Genomic DNA, 18,034 nt, shown 5'->3' with positions numbered 1-18,034 from the left:
TATACCCAACTTCTTTATTATTAGAAAAAAATATTTGAGGTTGAAAATTCCTCATTTTTTATAATAAAATAAGGGCAGAGATTTAAGTTTTGAGTACTTTTGCATCAATTTACAAAAACACTTTCCGTACTCATGGATAAAATTATATCGTTCTTTTCTTCAACTCGTTTAATGGCAGTACTTTTCCTTGTTTTTGCTTTAGCAATGGGCATTGGAACCTTTATAGAAGACGCCTACAATACTGATACTGCACGTATATACATTTATAATGCAAAATGGTTTGAGGCCATTATGCTCATATTTGTAATTAACTTCTTTGGTAACATAAAACGTTACCAGCTCCATAAAAAAGAAAAATGGGCAACACTTTTGCTGCACCTTTCTTTTATTTTCATAATTATTGGTGCATTTGTTACCCGTTACATTAGCTATGAGGGCATGATGCCTATCAGGGAAGGTGAAACCGAAAGCCGTTTCTATTCCGATAAGACCTACCTGACAGCATTTGTTGACGGTCAGTACAAAGGTGAAATGAGACGCAGAACTTTCGAAGAAAAAGTATTATTGTCTCCAGTAGCCAATAATCATTTTTCTATTTCGAATAAATTTGACAGTATACCTTTCGAAATTGAATATAAAGACTTTAAAATCGGGGCTAAAGAAACTGTTGCGGAAGACCCGAAAGGTATTTTTTTCCTTAAAATGGTTGAAGCCGGAGACGGTGGCCGTCATGAGCACTACCTGAAAGAAGGAGAAGTACAGAACATTCATAATATCCTTTTTGCATTAAATGCTCCTACTGAGGGTGCGATCAATATCACGATTAAAGATGGGCAGTATACTATAAAAACGCCTTTCGAGGGCGATTTTATGCGAATGGCTGACCAGTTTAAAGGGAGTGTAGCTAAAAATGCTGAACAACCTCTAATGTTCCGCTCGTTATATAATGTTGCCAATGCACGCTTTGTATTTCCGGAAGCTCCCATAAAAGGAAAAATCGACTACGTTTCAAACAATGATTATAAAACAAAAGAAGATGCTGCGCTTACCGTAGTCGTAAAAGCAGAAGGGGAGGAACATGAAGTTACCCTTTTAGGCGGTAAAGCTAAAATGGGAGTGCCGCAATCATTTAAACTTGGTAGCCTTGAGTATACACTTATTTATGGCAGCAAGCAGTACGATCTACCGTTTTCGATAAGAGAGAATGATTTTATTGCTAAAAAACACCCTGGTACTGAATCAAGCTACGAATCTTTTGAAAGCAAGGTTACTGTAGAGGATAAAGAAAAAAATAACACTTTTGATGCACGAATCTATATGAACAATGTTTTGGATTACAGAGGCTACCGTTTCTTTCAGGCTTCTTTTGATGCAGATGAAAAAGGTACTGTACTATCTGTAAATCATGACTTTTGGGGTACATGGATATCTTATTTAGGCTATTTTCTTTTATACATAGGGCTTATGGCTATTTTATTTGACAAAAACACGCGATTTGGTGACCTGAAGCGTAAGCTTGAAAAAGTAAAAGCAAAAAAGGCTACACTTTCGGCTATTGCATTACTATTCTTTGTTTTTAATGGTTATTCACAAAATCATATGCATGATAAGCCAACCGAAAAACAAATGGATTCGCTTATAATGAAATACAAAGTAAGCGAAGAGCATGCTGCAAAATTCGGACGCCTTATCATTCAGGATGCAGGAGGAAGGATGAAGCCAATTAATACTTTCTCATCAGAGCTATTGCGTAAAGTAAGTAAAAGCGACACCTATAAAGGCTTGAATGCTGACCAGGTTTTCCTTTCTATGGCTATGATGGACCAGATGTGGTTCAGTGTACCTATTATTAAACTAAATACAAAGAATGATAGTTTAAGAATAATTACAGGGCTTGATAAGGAAGTTGAATTTGCTTCATTAGCTGACTTTTTTGATGCAAAGGGCAATTATAAACTATCGCGTATTCTTGAGAAAGCTTACAGAGAGCAAACCCCAAATAAATTTCAGACAGATTATATTGAAATTGATAAAAGGGTTAACCTGTTATATTCGGCGCTTACGGGGCAGATCTTAAAAGTCTATCCGGTACCGGGAGATAAAAACAACAAATGGGTTTCTTATTTAGAAATACCGCAAGTTAAAAATGCCGAGCTTGACAAAATCAAAAATGTGTTACCTTTTTATATGCAAGCGTTGGGCGAGGCAAGCCAGACAAACGACTACAAACTGGCAAACAGCCTTCTTGAAGGCCTCACAAAATATCAGCACAAATTTGGAGGAAAGATTATGCCTAGTGATGATAAAGTTAATGCTGAGATCCTGTATAACAAATATGACATCTTTAAAAAACTGTTTTCATGGTATATATATGCCGGAGCATTGATGTTCCTTTTTGTTATCGTAAAAATTTTCAATTCGCGTAAATGGATTACTTATACAGTTAAAACATTCCATACTATAATTGTATTGCTATTTGTACTACATACACTTGGACTAATTGCGCGTTGGTACATTTCAGGCCATGCACCATGGAGTAATGCTTATGAATCAGTTATTTACGTGGCATGGGCAACGATGTTTTTCGGACTTGCTTTCGGAAGGAAATCATCGCTTACTGTAGCTTCAACAGCTTTTGTGGCAGCTATGGTACTGATGGTAGCGCACTGGAACTGGACAGATCCTGAAATTGGCAATCTTGTACCGGTACTTAACTCATATTGGTTAATGATCCACGTCGCGGTAATCGTAGGCAGCTATGGGCCGTTTACCCTTGCTATGGTATTAGGTGTTGTGGGAATGATACTTATGATTTTTAGCAACGAAAAAAATAAGAAAAAAATGGAGCTCAATATTAAAGAGCTTACTTATATCAATGAAATGGCTTTAACAGTGGGGCTTGTTATGCTCTCTATAGGTAACTTCTTAGGTGGTCAGTGGGCTAACGAAAGTTGGGGACGCTACTGGGGCTGGGATCCAAAAGAAACCTGGGCATTGGTAAGCATTATGGTATATGCTTTTGTTATTCACATGCGTTTTGTACCTGCTTTAAGAGGTAAGTGGCTATACAACTTTTTTAGTGTAGTGGCATATGCATCCATTCTAATGACATACTTTGGAGTTAATTTTTATCTTACGGGTCTACATTCCTATGCAAGTGGAGAGGTAAGAACACCAATGTATTTCTTTTGGATGGCTCTGGCTGTTTTCGCTATTGGAGGTGTTTCGTATGTACAGTATAAAAAACATTTAAAGAAATAATTTTCGTATTTTTATATAAATAAATTAAACGATGAAAAAATTTGCAATTGCAATTTTAGGAACAGCACTTTTATTCAGCTGCCAAAACCAGGCACAGACTAAAAAAGCCAAAACCAACAAAGAAACAGCTAAAACTATGTCAGTATCTAACATATACCAGTTCAAAGTAACTGATCTTTCAGGTAAAGAATTTGACTTCGCTTCACTAAAAGGTAAAAAAGTAATGATCGTAAATACTGCCTCAAAATGCGGATTGACACCTCAATACAAAGACCTTGAGGCTATATATAAGGAATATAAAGACAAAGGATTTGTAATCGTTGGTTTCCCTGCAAACAATTTTGCTGCCCAGGAACCGGGGACAAGCAAAGATATAGCTGAATTCTGCCAACTGAATTATGGAGTTACTTTCCCTATGATGGATAAGATATCAGTTAAAGGTGATGATATGGCTCCGATATATCATTTCCTGACAGAAAAAAGTAAAAATGGCCTGCAGGATAGTGAGGTAGAATGGAACTTCCAGAAATACCTTATCAATGAGAAAGGCGAACTTGTAAAAGTAGTCAGCCCAAGGACATTACCTACGGATCCTGAAATAATAAACTGGATAAAATCCTAAATCTATTTAATCCCGGTTTTTGCCGGGATTTTTAAATTCCAAAACATGATCTATCCTAAAATACCTTTAGCGCAAAGCATTATAGAAGTATGCAGAGCTAAAGGAGTTACTGATATAATAATCTCTCCCGGATCGCGTAATGCACCTTTAACTATTGGCTTTGCCAACAATCCTAACTTCAATTGCTACAGTATTGCCGATGAGCGCTGTGCTGCTTTTTTTGCTACAGGGATGGCGCAACAGCTAAAGAAACCCGTGGCTGTTGTATGTACATCCGGTTCGGCATTGCTTAATTATTATCCGGCAGTTGCCGAGGCTTTCTATAGCCAGATTCCGCTGATTGTTATTTCAGCCGACAGGCCACACGATAAAATTGATATTGGTGATGGCCAGACCATCCGTCAGGAAAATGTATATGCCAATCATATTCTTTTTAATGCTAACCTTCTGGAAGAGCCTTCTGAAGAAAATGACAGACTTATCAATGAAGCCATAAATACAGCTGTTTTGAAAAAAGGTCCCGTACATATCAATGCACCTTTTGAGGAACCACTATATGAAACCGTGAATGAACTTTCAGTTGCATCGCAAATTATTGATGTTCCTGCACTTCCAACATATAATGAAGACCTGACTCCATATATTACTAAATGGAATACAGCTAAAAAGAAGCTTGTATTAGTAGGGGTAAATGATCCTAACACTATAGACGAATCAATTATTGAGCATTTAGCCAATGATCCTTCGGTTATAGTAATGACGGAGACTACATCTAACCTTCATGATTCAACATTTCTGAACAACATCGATACTATAATCACTCCGTTTACGATAGAAGATTTCGAAAGATGGAGACCGGAAATACTGCTTACTTTTGGTGGAATGGTAGTTTCTAAACGCGTGAAGGCATGGCTTAGAAAGTATAGTCCGGCTGAACACTGGCATATAGATACACTGAGGGCATATGATACTTTTGGTGCACTTACAAAGCATTTTGAGACAGAAGCCAATACTTTCCTAAAAGCTTTTTTGCCACAAACAAGGCAGGTTGAAAGTAACTATAATCTATTAGCTCAGGAACTAAAAGAGTTTAGAAAAGTAAAACACGATACGTATTTATCTAAAATACCATTCACAGATTTCAAAGCTTTTGAAGTTATATTACCTAAACTGAAAGATAATTCACAATTACAGATAAGCAACAGTTCTGCAATACGTTACATTCAGTTACTTGATGTAAAAGATTCAATTGAAGTTTTCTGTAATCGTGGCACCAGTGGTATTGATGGAAGCAGCTCTACAGCAATTGGGGCCGCTGTAACAAGCGGTAAAGAAACAGTTTTAATTACTGGTGATATCAGCTTTTTATACGATAGTAATGCGCTTTGGAATAACTATACACCTAAAGATTTCAAGATAATCGTTATCAATAATGGTGGAGGTGGTATCTTCAGAATACTACCCGGACATAATGAAACACCGGTATTCAATACCTATTTCGAAACCACTCATACTCTTACAGCTGAGCATTTGGCAAAGATGTATGGATTCGGTTATCAGGCAGCTTCAAATGAAACAGAACTTAAAGGAGAACTGGATACATTCATGCAAAATGGCGATCAGCCTAAAATATTAGAGGTATTTACCCCGATGCTGGAGAATGATAAAGTGCTGTTGCAGTATTTTAGAGAACTTACCTAATAGCAAGCTGGCTAATTGCCGGCTTTGTTGTTTTACAGCCTTTCCCGTTATATTGCCTGATTCTTTGTACCTTTGCAATAGAAATTTACACCCATGATCGAAATAGGAAAATACAACACGCTTAAGATAGCAAGAGATACACAGATAGGCCTTTATCTTAGTGATGGAAAAGAAGATATACTTTTACCTAACAAATATGTACCGAGAGAGTTTGAGATAGGGGAGGAACTTATTGTTTTCGTATACCTTGACCAGGAGGAACGCCCTGTTGCTACAACTCTTGAGCCTTATATTTACCTGAATGAGTTTGCGCTTTTGAGAGTAAATTTCACCAATAAATTTGGTGCTTTCCTTGATATGGGGTTAGAAAAGGATTTATTTGTTCCTTTCCGTGAGCAAGCCCGTGAAATGGAAAAAGGTAAACGTTATCTTGTGTTTATGTACCTGGATGAAAAATCGAACAGGCTTGTAGGTACCAGTAAGATCAACCAGTTCCTAAATAACGATGAAATTACTGTAGAGAATGGGGAGGAAGTAGATCTTATCATTTCGCATATTACCGATATGGGAATCAACGTAATCATCAATGAACAGCATAAAGGTTTGCTGTATAAAGATGAAGTTTATGAAGATGTGCGTACCGGTGACCGCATGAAAGGTTACATCAAAAATATTCGCCTTGATAAAAAAATAGATGTAACGTTACAAAAACTTGGATTTGAAGGCATTGAGCCTAATGCCGAGAAAGTACTCGATGAGCTTCGTGCCAGCCGTGGTTTTCTACGTTTAAACGACAACAGCCATCCTGAAGACATCAAAACCGTACTTAGAATGAGTAAAAAAACATTTAAAAAAGCTATTGGTACACTTTACAAGCAAAAGCTTATTGAGATAAAAGAAGACGGTATTTATCTTGTAAAAGAATAATAAAAATAATGTCATTACACAATTTCAAAAACTGGACCGACAGCCTAAATGAGCAGGATGTAAAACACCCCGTGCTTTTTATTGGGCATGGCTCTCCAATGAATGGAATTGAGGATAATGAGTTTTCCCGCACCTGGGCTAAAATGGGACAGGAAATTGTAAAGCCGAAAGCTGTACTGGTAATATCTGCACATTGGCTTACGCGCGGTACTCACGTTACGGCTATGGATGAGCCTAAAACGATTCATGATTTTGGAGGGTTTCCTCAAGCTTTGTTTGATGTAGAATATCCTGCAAAAGGCAGTCCCGAACTGGCCACTGCAACAGCAAAGTTAATAACGTCAACCGATGTTGGCCTTGACCATGACTGGGGACTTGATCACGGAACATGGACCGTTGTAAGACACATGTATCCTGATGCTGAGATTCCTGTACTGCAATTAAGCATTGATTATGGTAAGCCTCCTGAATATCATTACAATCTGGCTAAAGAAATTGCGGCATTGCGTAAAAAAGGCGTACTTATCATTGGCAGTGGTAATATGGTTCATAACCTGAGAATGGTTGACTGGAGAAAGCTTAATGAGCCGAATTATGGCTTCGACTGGGCCATTGAGATGAATAACGTTTTCAAGCAGAAAATTAATGACGGTAATCATAAAGCCCTTATAGATTATGAAAACCTGAATAAAGCAGCCAAACTTGCCATACCAACGCCCGATCATTATTATCCTTTACTTTATACTTTAGGACTACAGGACAATAATGATACTATCAGTTTCTTTAACGACAAAAATGGTAGGCGGTTCTCTGAATATGACTTCTGTAAAGATTGGTTAATTACTTCGTCTGCAATACATATCCCTGATACCATTTACCTAGTGAGAATATCTTTTCAGCTGCAATCAGGACAACTATTGGCAACAATAAAAGTTCTGCATAGCCCTCAAGATATAACAGATAGCTAAACAATATTGCCAATCGTATATATTCCAGGTAATAAATCCACGTACGCTGCTCTAAAAGCGCTCCGCAATTAATTAGCGTAATGAGTACAAAGCTTAGGTAAAAGAGCTTATCTACAGAGCCCTGAGAACCATAAAAGAAAGTAAACCAGGTAAGTAACAGTACCGATAACCCAATCTGTAACGCAAGGTATCCCCTAAATTTGAGTTCTCTTAATCGTAGTCTCCTGTCCTGAAGGAATTTCTTTTCCAGTTCTGGCCTGATATCCTGATCCATGTAAGCGGGACTGCCAAATACAGCATTCCATTTTCCTTTAAATGTATCAGCACGCTTATAGGATTCATATATCTCAAAATAATAATGAAAATGCTGCCATAAGAAGCTATAGCTTTTTAATGGATGCGTAAGCCCATATTTAGGCTGCTCTTCTTCTGCCTGAAAAGTACCAAACATCTTATCCCAAAACACAAACATGTCGCCGTAGTTCTTATCAAGGTATTTTTCATCTGATGCATGATGCACACCGTGTAATGATGGTGTTATAAAAACATACTCAAGCCATTTGACTCTTTTTAGTACCTGTGTATGTGTAAAGAAAGAATATGCACCGTGAACCAGCAGCATTGTAATAACCATGCTAGGGTGGAAGCCTATAAATGGAAGTATAGACCAAAACACTGTTCTTATAAGTGCCTGTATGGTTGTAATCCGTGCTGACGCGGTAAGGTTGAATTCTTCGCTTTGGTGATGGACGATATGTGCTGCCCAAAAGAGGTTGACTTCATGGCCCAGCCTGTGGTACCAATACCACACAAAATCTGTTGCAAGTATCAATGCTATCCAAACCATCCAGTTACCAGGAATATCTAGCAAAGCATAATTGTTATATACCCAATAATAAACCTGATAAAAACTGGCCGAAACAAAGAGGTTAATAAGTCTCTCAGCTATCCCAATACTTATATTGGACACTGAGCTTTCATATTTAAATAAATGTTCCTTTTTTCTGTGTTGTGCCAGTTTAAATTCCATATAAAGGAATAAAAAGAAAGCAGGCATAGCAAAGGCCAGATAATTGAGTTTCTCCATTTTTTAAACTATTTTCTGTACAAATATAATTATTAGTCTACTAATTCGGTAGACTATTTATCAACAGCTATAGTTTATAAATAAAAAAGCCCTTAAAATAAGGGCTTTAGGTGTTATTCAAGTTCGTCATCTTTGTCCGGTTTAATAGGGTAGTGACCAAATAAAGGCGATAATTTCCAGATTTTATAAGGCTTATATGAGAATTTATTAGACAAGGCAATCATCATTACAGTATCCTTTTTTAAAGTAACATAAGAAGAAGTGTTGCCATGCCACCAGCCATTATGATAAAACAGCTTTTCACCGGTTTCCCATTCGTGCATACGAATACCAAGACCATAATTCTTAGTCCCTTTATGTTCGTAGCTATATCCCTGAAAAACTTCTTTATAAAGTTTAGGATTCAGGAAATTCTTAGAATAGGTAGCTAAATCAAATTTAAGCATGTCACGCGGAGTAGAGTAGATGTTCTTATCTCCATACACATCATCAAGAAAATCCCATCCATACAATACATTATTCCCTTTATAAGACCTGCTTGCCGTTGCACGGTCTTTTTGGTAATCAAAAACATAAGTGTTTTTCATTCCCAGCGGGTCAAACAGTATTTTTTTCATTGCATCATGATACTTCATGTGCGTAATCTTTTCGATGATTAGCGCCAGCATGGCATAATTGGTATTGCAATAACCAAATTTCTTATCAGACTTAAAATAAAGATCAAATTTATGCTGTGCAAACAAGTCCAACACATCTTTATTGGTAAGCATGCTGCGGTCCCAAATCGTTCGGTCATCAAGTACATAGGCATAATTAGGAAGTCCGCTCCTGTGATTAAGAAGCATACGCACAGTAATATCTTCATAAGGAAACTCAGGAAGCAGTGTGTTTACTTTTTGATCAAGCTGTAGTTTATCCCTGTCAATAAGTTTTAATACTACGGCAGCAGTAAGCACTTTACTCACCGAGGCAAGGTGAATAGGTGTTTCAGCGGTAATTTCTTCTTTTTCACTTTTATTAGCGAAGCCTCCGTAATGCTCAAAAATGATCTTCCCGTTTTTGGCAATAAGAAAACCGCCGCTAAGGTCATTCCTACTCCATAGTTTATTGTAAAAATGTTCTATGCTGTTAGCTTTAGAATTTTTATAACTTCGGCTTACTTTATTTAACTTAACATCAAGCGGTGTGATGTGAAGAACTGTGTCTTTAATGGTTTCATTACTGTTTTCTGCAAGATCAGATTTCTCCTTTAAGCATGAAATACAGGTAAATGCAAATATATAGGGTAGTATTCGTAATAACTTCATCTTTCGGTAACGGGTAAACAGCAAATATAGTTAAACCATAATTTTAGAAAAGCTTTTTGCATCAGGTTAACACTAAAAAAAATAATTTATTGTACGTACCGATGTTAATGTTTTGAATCTAAATAATTTATAGGAAACATCATTTTTAATTAGTTTTCTAAATCATTAAGTACATTCTGACATGTCTGCGTATTTTTATTGGCGAATGCAAAAAATGGCTTATTTTTACGGTAAATATTATATACAACATGAGTACTATAAACTGGAAAACCGTAAAGGAATTTGAAGATATTACCTATAAAAAATGTGATGGAGTAGCCCGAATTGCATTCAACAGGCCGGATGTAAGAAACGCTTTTCGTCCAAAGACAACTGCTGAACTTTTTGAAGCTTTTCTTGACGCAAGGGAAGACACTTCGATAGGTGTGGTATTGCTTTCGGCTGAAGGGCCATCATCTAAGGATGGTGTGTATTCATTTTGCAGTGGCGGTGACCAGAAAGCACGAGGCCATCAGGGCTATGTAGGCGATGATGGTATGCACCGGTTAAACATATTAGAAGTTCAGCGCCTTATCCGTTTTATGCCTAAAGTAGTTATCGCTGTTGTTCCGGGCTGGGCAGTAGGAGGAGGGCATAGCCTTCATGTTATCTGTGACCTTACATTAGCGAGTAAAGAACATGCTATTTTTAAACAAACAGATGCAGATGTAACCAGTTTTGACGGTGGTTATGGATCGGCATACCTTGCTAAAATGGTAGGCCAGAAACGTGCCCGCGAGATATTCTTCTTAGGACGTAACTATTCTGCTCAGGAAGCTTATGAAATGGGAATGGTAAATGCTGTTATTCCTCACGCTGAACTTGAAGATACTGCTTATGAATGGGCCCAGGAAATTCTGGATAAATCGCCAACATCTATAAAAATGCTGAAATTTGCGTTTAACCTCACTGATGACGGTATGGTTGGGCAGCAGGTATTTGCAGGAGAAGCTACCCGTCTTACCTACATGACGGAAGAAGCAAAAGAAGGACGTGATGCATTCCTTGAAAAGAGAAAACCTAACTTTAGGGATATTAAATGGATACCATAATCCAAAACAATAAAATGGACGAGTTTACAAACGAAACTATAAATACCATTGCACTTCCCAAATTTGAGGAAATCGCTCTTACTAAACTTCATCCTGATTATAAAAAAATAGTTTTTTTTAATTTAGGCTTGGTGTTCCTTGTCCTGGCTATTATAGCAGGATCAGGGATTTACTTCATTGAAGAGGCTACCATTTATTGGTTACCGGTTACTATTGCATACATTATAATAGCCATACTGTCTGTTGTAATTTGTCTGATAAGCTTAAAAAACAGAGGTTTTGCTTTTAGGAACCATGATGTGATCTACAGGAGTGGTGCAATTGCCGTTGAAACAACCATAATACCCTATAACAGGGTACAGCACGTAACTATGCATGAAGGCATATTATCACGCAAATTTGGGCTGGCATCTATTGAGATCTTTACAGCAGGCGGCATAAACAGCGATATTAAAGTTCCCGGTATTGAGAAAGAGCATGCTGAAAAGATAAAGCAACTGTTGGTTGGAAAAATTCTTAAAGAGGAAAGTACTGATGCAGAGTGATTTTAGCCAGCCGCAACGACAGTCATTTATTGGTGTACTTATCATGTTTGCTGACACATTGCAAAGTGCCTTAAGAGCGTTATGGCCCATACTGATTATATGGCTATTCAAGATAGACACAATGAACAAAATCTATCTTACCATTGGTGCAATCTCGGTATTTATGCTGGCCGGCATTATCGCTTATTTAAAGTATATCAACTTTACATTTTATCTTGATGAGGAAAGTGAGGAATTCGTTATAAAAAAAGGAATTCTCAATAAGAGCAGATTGGGAATACCTCTAGATAAAATACAACAGGTAAATATTAACCAGTCGCTTTTGCAAAAGTTTATTGGTGTTCATGCGCTTGAAGTAGACACTGCCGGAAGCAGCAAAAAGGAAGTAGCCATAAGAGCTATTACCCATGATCTAGCTCTGGCACTAAAAGCAAGGCTGCTTGACGGAAAAAAGAATGCAAATTCATCTGCATCTGAAATAGAAGTGCAGGAAGAACAGGCTTTTGTACAGATCAGCTTACTGACACTTTTCAAAACTGGTATAACATCCAATTATGTGAGGAGTTTTGGTATTTTGCTTGCTTTTTTTATAACCTCTTTCCAATTTATAGAGGACCTCGTAAAAGCAGCAGAACTAGACGATGACCCTCTGGATACTTACCTGAATACAGAGGTTCTTATTAAATTCATGATGTTCATCATTTTAGCGATTGTTCTGTTGACAATTTTTGTTAATTTGGGCCGTACCATACTTAAGTTCTTTAATTTCAGGATAACAAGACAAAACAATTCTCTGCTGTTGTCTTATGGATTGCTAAATACAAAAAATACAATAATACGACCTGAAAAGGTTCAGATGGTAACTGTAGGCCGTAACTATTTTCAAAAGAAACTTGATATTCTGGACATTAAAATCAGGCAGGCATCGAATCAGGAAGCCAACAATCAGGATCAGGGTAAATCTGCCATAGAAATACCAGGATGCAATACGGCTGAAAAAGATATGCTGCTACACTTCCTTTTGCAGGAAGTTCCACAAAAAGGAATAATTATAAAGCCTAGTATCAGGAAAATACTTATGGAGTCTATCAAATTTTTGATATTGCCTCTAGCTGTCTTTTTTATATTAGCTTTCAAAATCTTTCCAGGACTTATGGAATATATACAGTTTATCCCAATTTATGTTTTTTTTGTGGGGCTTGTCATTTATTTTGGCTTTAGGAACAGCAGATTGTTTGTAAACGATAATTTCATTGTAAAACAAAGTGGAGCCTGGGATATTGAAAAAGACTATATAGCACCTCACAAGATTCATGCTATCTCTGTACGTCAGTACTTTTGGCATAAAAGCTCAGATATAGGCATTGTGAACCTTTACACAGCAGGAGGAAAAATATCGTTTGGGCTTGCTAATTACACAAAGCTGAAAGAACTTGTAAATTACTGGTTATACCAGGTTGAAACCACTAATAAACACTGGATGTAAAGCATTCATCATTAATTAGAATTATTAAAATGTCAAATACAAAAGCATGGCTTCAGGCCGCACGTTTAAGAACACTTCCATTATCAGTTTCCGGAATACTGGTAGGTTGTTTTTATGCATTCTCACAAGGTTTTATAAATTATGCCATTCTCGGATTTGCACTGCTTACTACTTTAGGACTACAGGTCCTTTCGAACTTTGCTAATGACTATGGTGATGGTGTAAAGGGTACTGATAACGAAAACAGGATTGGCCCACAAAGGGCTATACAAAGTGGAGCCATTACCGTTGCTGCCATGAAAAAAGGGATAATACTTACATCTATACTAACATTAGCAGCTGCAATACTATTGATTTATGTTTCTTTTGGTAAAGACAATTTCGGTTATTCTGTTTTCTTTTTCTTTTTAGGATTGGCTGCCATAGCTGCTGCAATAAAATATACTGTTGGTAGTTCTGCTTATGGTTACAGAGGATTGGGCGACTTATTCGTATTCATATTCTTTGGCCTTGTAAGCGTTATTGGCTGTTATTTCCTTTTTGCAAAAGAAATAGATATTCTCATAATATTACCGGCAATAACAGTCGGTTTATTGAGTGTGGCAGTTCTTAATCTTAATAATATGCGCGACCAGGTGTCTGATGCACTTTCCGGCAAAAACACCATAGTAGTGAAGATGGGCGCAAAAAATGCCAAAATATACCACTATACAGTTATAATCACAGCGCTTGCGCTAACACTTATATTTGCGATATTATCAGACTTTAAAGCCATACAGTATCTATTTTTAGTCGCATACATACCTTTTATATTGCATATAAAAACTGTCGCAAAAAACACTGAGCCCCGTGCTCTTGATCCAGAACTTAAAAAAGTAGCACTGGGAACATTTTTTCTTTCTGTGTTGCTTTGTATAGCTTTACAGCTTTAACTTTATCTTTCCAATACATAAAAAACATACTTATGAAAATTACATTTTACGGCCATGCAAGCTTAGGAATAGAAGTAGGGGGTAAACATATTATAGTAGACCCATACATTACAGCTAACGAACTTGCAAAGCATATAGATATCATGCAGCTTAAAGCTGACTATATATTAATTACCCACGCACATGGGGATCATATACTTGATGTTGATGCTATTGCAAACAATACAGGTGCTGTGATTGTTTCAAATGCTGAAATAACGGGTTACTATGAGAAAAAAGGTCATAAAACACACCCAATGAATCACGGCGGAAGCTGGAGTTTTGATTTCGGTAAGGTAAAATACGTTGTAGGACACCATTCAAGCTCTTTTCCTGATGGTACTTATGGGGGTAATCCGGGAGGTTTTGTGATAGAGAGCGAGCATAAGAATATCTACATCGCCGGAGACACAGCTGTTACATTTGACATGAAACTTATCCCAATGCGTACAAAGCTCGATCTAGCTATATTACCTGTTGGCAACAACTTTACAATGGATATTGAAGACGCTATTATAGCCTCAGATTTCCTTGAATGTGATAAAATTTTAGGTTACCACTATGATACATTTGGTTATATTAAAATTGACCACGATGATGCGATAAAGAAATTCTTTAATAAAGGTAAAGACCTTATGCTCCTTGAGATTGGTTCATCTTTGGAACTATAATACATGAACGCTTCATATAAAAAATACATACTTGATTTCAAACGCCCCAGCGGAACATCGCGGGGCGTTCTTACTCAAAAGGAAACCTGGTTTATTATCCTTGAAGATAACGGTAAAACAGGAATAGGGGAGTGTGGCATCTTGCGTACCCTGAGTATTGACGATAGGCCTGACTATGAAGAAAAACTAAAATGGGCCTGTGAAAATATACATTTGGGTGAAGAGGAACTGTGGAATGTACTTATCGAGTTTCCTTCAATACAGTTTGGAATTGAAATGGCGTTCCAATCACTCAAATCAGAATCTCCCTATTTATTGTTTCCATCTGCATTTACCGAAGGAAAAGAGAATATCCCCATCAATGGTCTTGTATGGATGGGAGAGGAGTCTTACATGAAACAGCAAATCGAAGAAAAGCTCGAACAGGGTTTTGACTGTATTAAGCTAAAAATAGGGGCTATTGACTTCAGGAAAGAGCTGGACCTACTGGCATTCATAAGGCAAAATTTCACTAAAGCTCAAATAGAGATAAGAGTAGATGCCAATGGGGCTTTTTCTCCAATTGATGCTTTAGATAAACTCAATCAAATAGCTATTTATGAACTACATAGTATCGAACAGCCTATTAAAAGTGGGCAATTAAGTATTATGGAGCATTTATGTGCAGTAACACCTTTGGAAATAGCATTAGATGAAGAATTAATTGGTGTTTTCGGTTATGAAAAAAAGAGACGATTATTAGAAAAAGTAAAACCTCAATATATTATTCTAAAACCAAGTTTGGTCGGCGGTTTTCGCGGTTCTAAAGAATGGATCGATATTGCCGAACAACTAAATATTGGCTGGTGGATTACGTCTGCATTAGAAAGTAACATAGGCCTTAGCGCGATTGCCCAATGGACATTTCTACAAAATAACCCAATGCCCCAGGGACTTGGAACCGGTGCATTATATACCAATAACTTTGACTCTCCACTTGAAGTAATCAATGGAAAACTGACATATAATCCTTTTATAGACTGGAAAGTAACATTTTAAGCTTCCGCGGCTTTATTGGTTACGATTGCACCCAAACAGCTTTCAGGTATATTGAATGCATCCACCAAAGGAACAGCATCCTGTCTGATTTCCCAGCACAGTTGGCTTACAAGTTTGCGGATAGCTTTTGTTTTGCTGCCTTCCATATAGCCTTGTTCCAGATACCAGGCTTTATGTTTCTCAATTTTATTAAGAACAAAAAGGTTATACAGTCTTTCAAGAACTTCTTTTAATCCCTGATCAATTACGGTATCGAGTTTTGCCTGAAATTGTTCTACAAAGACACGGTCCAGGTAACTATCCGCAATCTGTATCATATGAGGATGCATAACATTGGCAGCATCAAAAGTATCAAGTCCATCATCTACCAGTTTTTTAAACCTTCTTGCAGCAGAACTTACAATTTCTTTCTCCCTGTATTGAAAAGCGTGTAAGTGGAAGTTTCTATCTTTAAGATGCTGTTCATCCGTATTTCTTGTCGCAAATGGATTCTTTTCAGTTATACTCGTTTTTGCCTGTTCCAGAACATAATTAAAAATGCTTGAAACATTCATTTCACCAAATTGCTTACGAAATTCACCCAAACGATTTTTAGCCGTTAATTGCATCAATACGGTATTATCACCTTCAAAAGTAGTATAGATCTCAGTGTCATTTTTAAGATCATCAATTCTGTTTTCTGAAAGGTACCCTTTGCCACCACAAGCTTCACGGCATTCCTGTAAAGTATCTCGTGTATTCCATGTAGAATAGGATTTCATTCCGGCTGCTAACGCCTCTATTTCCTGCATTTCTTCTTCCTTGCGATCAACAAAACGTTTTGTAAGATACTGCAAACCAAAATGAATAGCATAGGCATTGGCTAAATAAGGCATGAGTCTGAGCTGGTGCATCCTGTAATTAAGAATAGGAACTTCTAAACCACCTTCAGGACCAAACTGCCTACGCCTGTCTCCATATTTAATTGCAACGGTAAGTCCTGTCTTGGCGGCTGCCAATGCAGAGCGCGGGATACCTATGCGCCCACCGACTAACGTACCCAGCATGGTGAAAAAGCGTCGGTTATCGCTGGGTATTGGGCTTTCGAATTCTCCTTTTTCGTTTACCTGAGCAAAACGATCAAGCATGTTTTCATAAGGAATGATAATGTTTTTAAAGGTAAGTATACCATTATCAACACCATTGAGGCCCATTTTATGACCACAGTCTTCAATTGTAACCCCTTCAAGTGTATTTTTATCTTTATCCCTGATCGGCACTATAAATGCATTTACACCATAATCTTTATCATCAATAATCAACTTTGCAAATACAGTAACCATTTCACCATGATTGGCAGTATTTCCTATATATTCTTTGCGATCGTACTTTTCGGGAGTATTGATCGTGAACGATCTGTCTATATGATTGTAAACAGCGGTTGTCTGCACACCTTTTACATTAGACCCATGATGCGTTTCGGTCATTGCAAAACCGCCAGGAAGTTCCAGTGTACCAATATCTTTCAGGTATTTTTTATAATGTTTTTCAGTACCCAAAGACATTATGCTCATACCCCAAAGCCCAAATTGAACCCCGAATTTAATTACAAGGCTAAGATCATGATAGCTAAGCGTTTCCATAATAGAAAAATAACCTTCAATATCACTTTTGCCACCATATTCTTTTGGATATGCATAACTCCCTAATCCATGTTGGGCCAGCAATTTTGACCACTCCAGTACCTTTTCACGGTATTCTGTTAAATCTGTCGTGGTTGATAGGGCAAATTCAGGGCTGGAAATAAGCTCTTTAACCTTATTGATGGTTACCGCCTGATTACCATCTAACAATTCAGTAAGCTTATTTATATCGAAACTCTTAACAGTACCATATTTATCGGTTACCGTATCACGTTTTGATTTGAAGCCTGCAATAACTTCCCGGCTCATAATACCAAGTTCAGACTCCATTTTTGCAAAAGAAGGGCCTATCTTTTGGATATCGCCTTCTGAAAGCGCAGGTCTTTCAGCGTTTGCAATCAGAACACCTAATTCAGTAAGATTTGCCGGATTTGATTTTTGCAGGCTGTCGTTTATCTTTTCCTTCCAGCGAAAGAATTCAGAGCGGCTGGGAGGGGAGCTATAGTCAATTTTTGTTTTAAGAAAATCTTTTTCTGCCTTTGTTAACCAATCCTGCTTATTTATAAACTCATTTAAAGCGGTGAATTCGGTTTTAGTTAGAAAATCATCCTGCCATGCAAAGTAGATAACAGGTAATAATATATTGAGTTTGGGATTGTTGCTAAATGTGATGTCCATAATAGTATGTTTATACTATAAAAATAAGCAATTACCTACAGTTGCAAGTAAAAAATAGT

The 18,034-nt window shown here is 37.3% G+C and carries 13 protein-coding genes and 1 pseudogene; 11 read left to right on the top strand and 3 right to left on the bottom strand.

Features of this window, described 5'->3' with window-relative positions; translation table 11 throughout:
• Window positions 1-132: 132 nt before the first annotated feature.
• The 5 genes and pseudogenes from ACX0HA_RS06950 to ygiD form a co-directional block, all read left to right on the top strand.
• Entirely contained in the window at window positions 133-3,261 is a 3,129-nt protein-coding gene (locus tag ACX0HA_RS06950) for a cytochrome c biogenesis protein (protein WP_458844548.1), read from the top strand.
• Window positions 3,262-3,292: 31 nt separating this feature from the next.
• Window positions 3,293-3,883: a glutathione peroxidase gene (locus ACX0HA_RS06945; RefSeq protein WP_458844547.1), complete on the top strand. Its 591-nt coding sequence runs from the start codon at window positions 3,293-3,295 to the stop codon at window positions 3,881-3,883.
• A gap of 45 nt (window positions 3,884-3,928) precedes the next feature.
• Window positions 3,929-5,584 (top strand): 2-succinyl-5-enolpyruvyl-6-hydroxy-3-cyclohexene-1-carboxylic-acid synthase, encoded by a 1,656-nt coding sequence (menD, locus tag ACX0HA_RS06940; RefSeq protein WP_458844546.1) that lies wholly within the window; start codon window positions 3,929-3,931, stop codon window positions 5,582-5,584.
• Window positions 5,585-5,677: 93 nt separating this feature from the next.
• Entirely contained in the window at window positions 5,678-6,511 is an 834-nt protein-coding gene (locus ACX0HA_RS06935) for a CvfB family protein (protein ID WP_458844545.1), read from the top strand.
• Window positions 6,512-6,519: 8 nt separating this feature from the next.
• Window positions 6,520-7,233, top strand: a pseudogene (gene ygiD, locus ACX0HA_RS06930) (4,5-DOPA-extradiol-dioxygenase); the annotation flags it as partial.
• A gap of 118 nt (window positions 7,234-7,351) precedes the next feature.
• Here ygiD and ACX0HA_RS06925 read toward each other — a convergent pair.
• Window positions 7,352-8,566, bottom strand: coding sequence for a sterol desaturase family protein (locus ACX0HA_RS06925; protein ID WP_458844544.1), 1,215 nt, complete (start codon window positions 8,564-8,566; stop codon window positions 7,352-7,354).
• Window positions 8,567-8,679: 113 nt separating this feature from the next.
• Complete coding sequence (locus ACX0HA_RS06920) at window positions 8,680-9,873, bottom strand: serine hydrolase domain-containing protein (RefSeq protein WP_458844543.1); 1,194 nt, start codon at window positions 9,871-9,873, stop codon at window positions 8,680-8,682.
• Between the two features lie 248 nt (window positions 9,874-10,121).
• On the opposite strand from ACX0HA_RS06920, the gene ACX0HA_RS06915 reads away from it, so the two are divergent.
• From ACX0HA_RS06915 to ACX0HA_RS06890, 6 genes are read left to right on the top strand one after another with little or no spacing between them, the layout of a single operon-like run.
• Window positions 10,122-10,964, top strand: a complete 843-nt coding sequence (locus ACX0HA_RS06915) for a 1,4-dihydroxy-2-naphthoyl-CoA synthase (protein WP_458844542.1) — start codon at window positions 10,122-10,124, stop codon at window positions 10,962-10,964.
• Window positions 10,952-11,509, top strand: a complete 558-nt coding sequence (locus ACX0HA_RS06910) for a PH domain-containing protein (RefSeq protein ID WP_458844541.1) — start codon at window positions 10,952-10,954, stop codon at window positions 11,507-11,509. The genes ACX0HA_RS06915 and ACX0HA_RS06910 overlap by 13 nt, the downstream gene beginning before the upstream one ends.
• Window positions 11,469-12,995, top strand: a complete 1,527-nt coding sequence (locus tag ACX0HA_RS06905) for a PH domain-containing protein (protein ID WP_458844540.1) — start codon at window positions 11,469-11,471, stop codon at window positions 12,993-12,995. Before ACX0HA_RS06910 ends, ACX0HA_RS06905 begins: the two co-directional genes overlap by 41 nt.
• A 29-nt stretch (window positions 12,996-13,024) precedes the next feature.
• Window positions 13,025-13,927, top strand: a complete 903-nt coding sequence (menA, locus tag ACX0HA_RS06900; protein WP_458844539.1) for a 1,4-dihydroxy-2-naphthoate octaprenyltransferase — start codon at window positions 13,025-13,027, stop codon at window positions 13,925-13,927.
• 32 nt (window positions 13,928-13,959) lie between these two features.
• The gene (locus ACX0HA_RS06895) at window positions 13,960-14,637 is read left to right on the top strand and encodes a metal-dependent hydrolase (protein ID WP_458844538.1); all 678 of its coding nucleotides are present in this window, start codon (window positions 13,960-13,962) and stop codon (window positions 14,635-14,637) included.
• A 3-nt stretch (window positions 14,638-14,640) separates the two neighbouring features.
• Window positions 14,641-15,675 carry an o-succinylbenzoate synthase gene (locus ACX0HA_RS06890; protein WP_458844537.1) on the top strand — a complete coding sequence of 345 codons (1,035 nt, stop codon included), beginning with the start codon at window positions 14,641-14,643 and terminating at the stop codon, window positions 15,673-15,675.
• On the opposite strand, the gene ACX0HA_RS06885 is transcribed toward ACX0HA_RS06890, so the two are convergent.
• Window positions 15,672-17,975, bottom strand: a complete 2,304-nt coding sequence (locus ACX0HA_RS06885) for an acyl-CoA dehydrogenase family protein (RefSeq protein WP_458844536.1) — start codon at window positions 17,973-17,975, stop codon at window positions 15,672-15,674. The two genes, ACX0HA_RS06890 and ACX0HA_RS06885, sit on opposite strands and share 4 nt — an antisense overlap.
• Window positions 17,976-18,034: the final 59 nt, after the last annotated feature.

The sequence above is a fragment of the Flavobacterium hauense genome (assembly GCF_054457175.1).
This window is presented reverse-complemented; position numbering and strand designations above follow the sequence as displayed.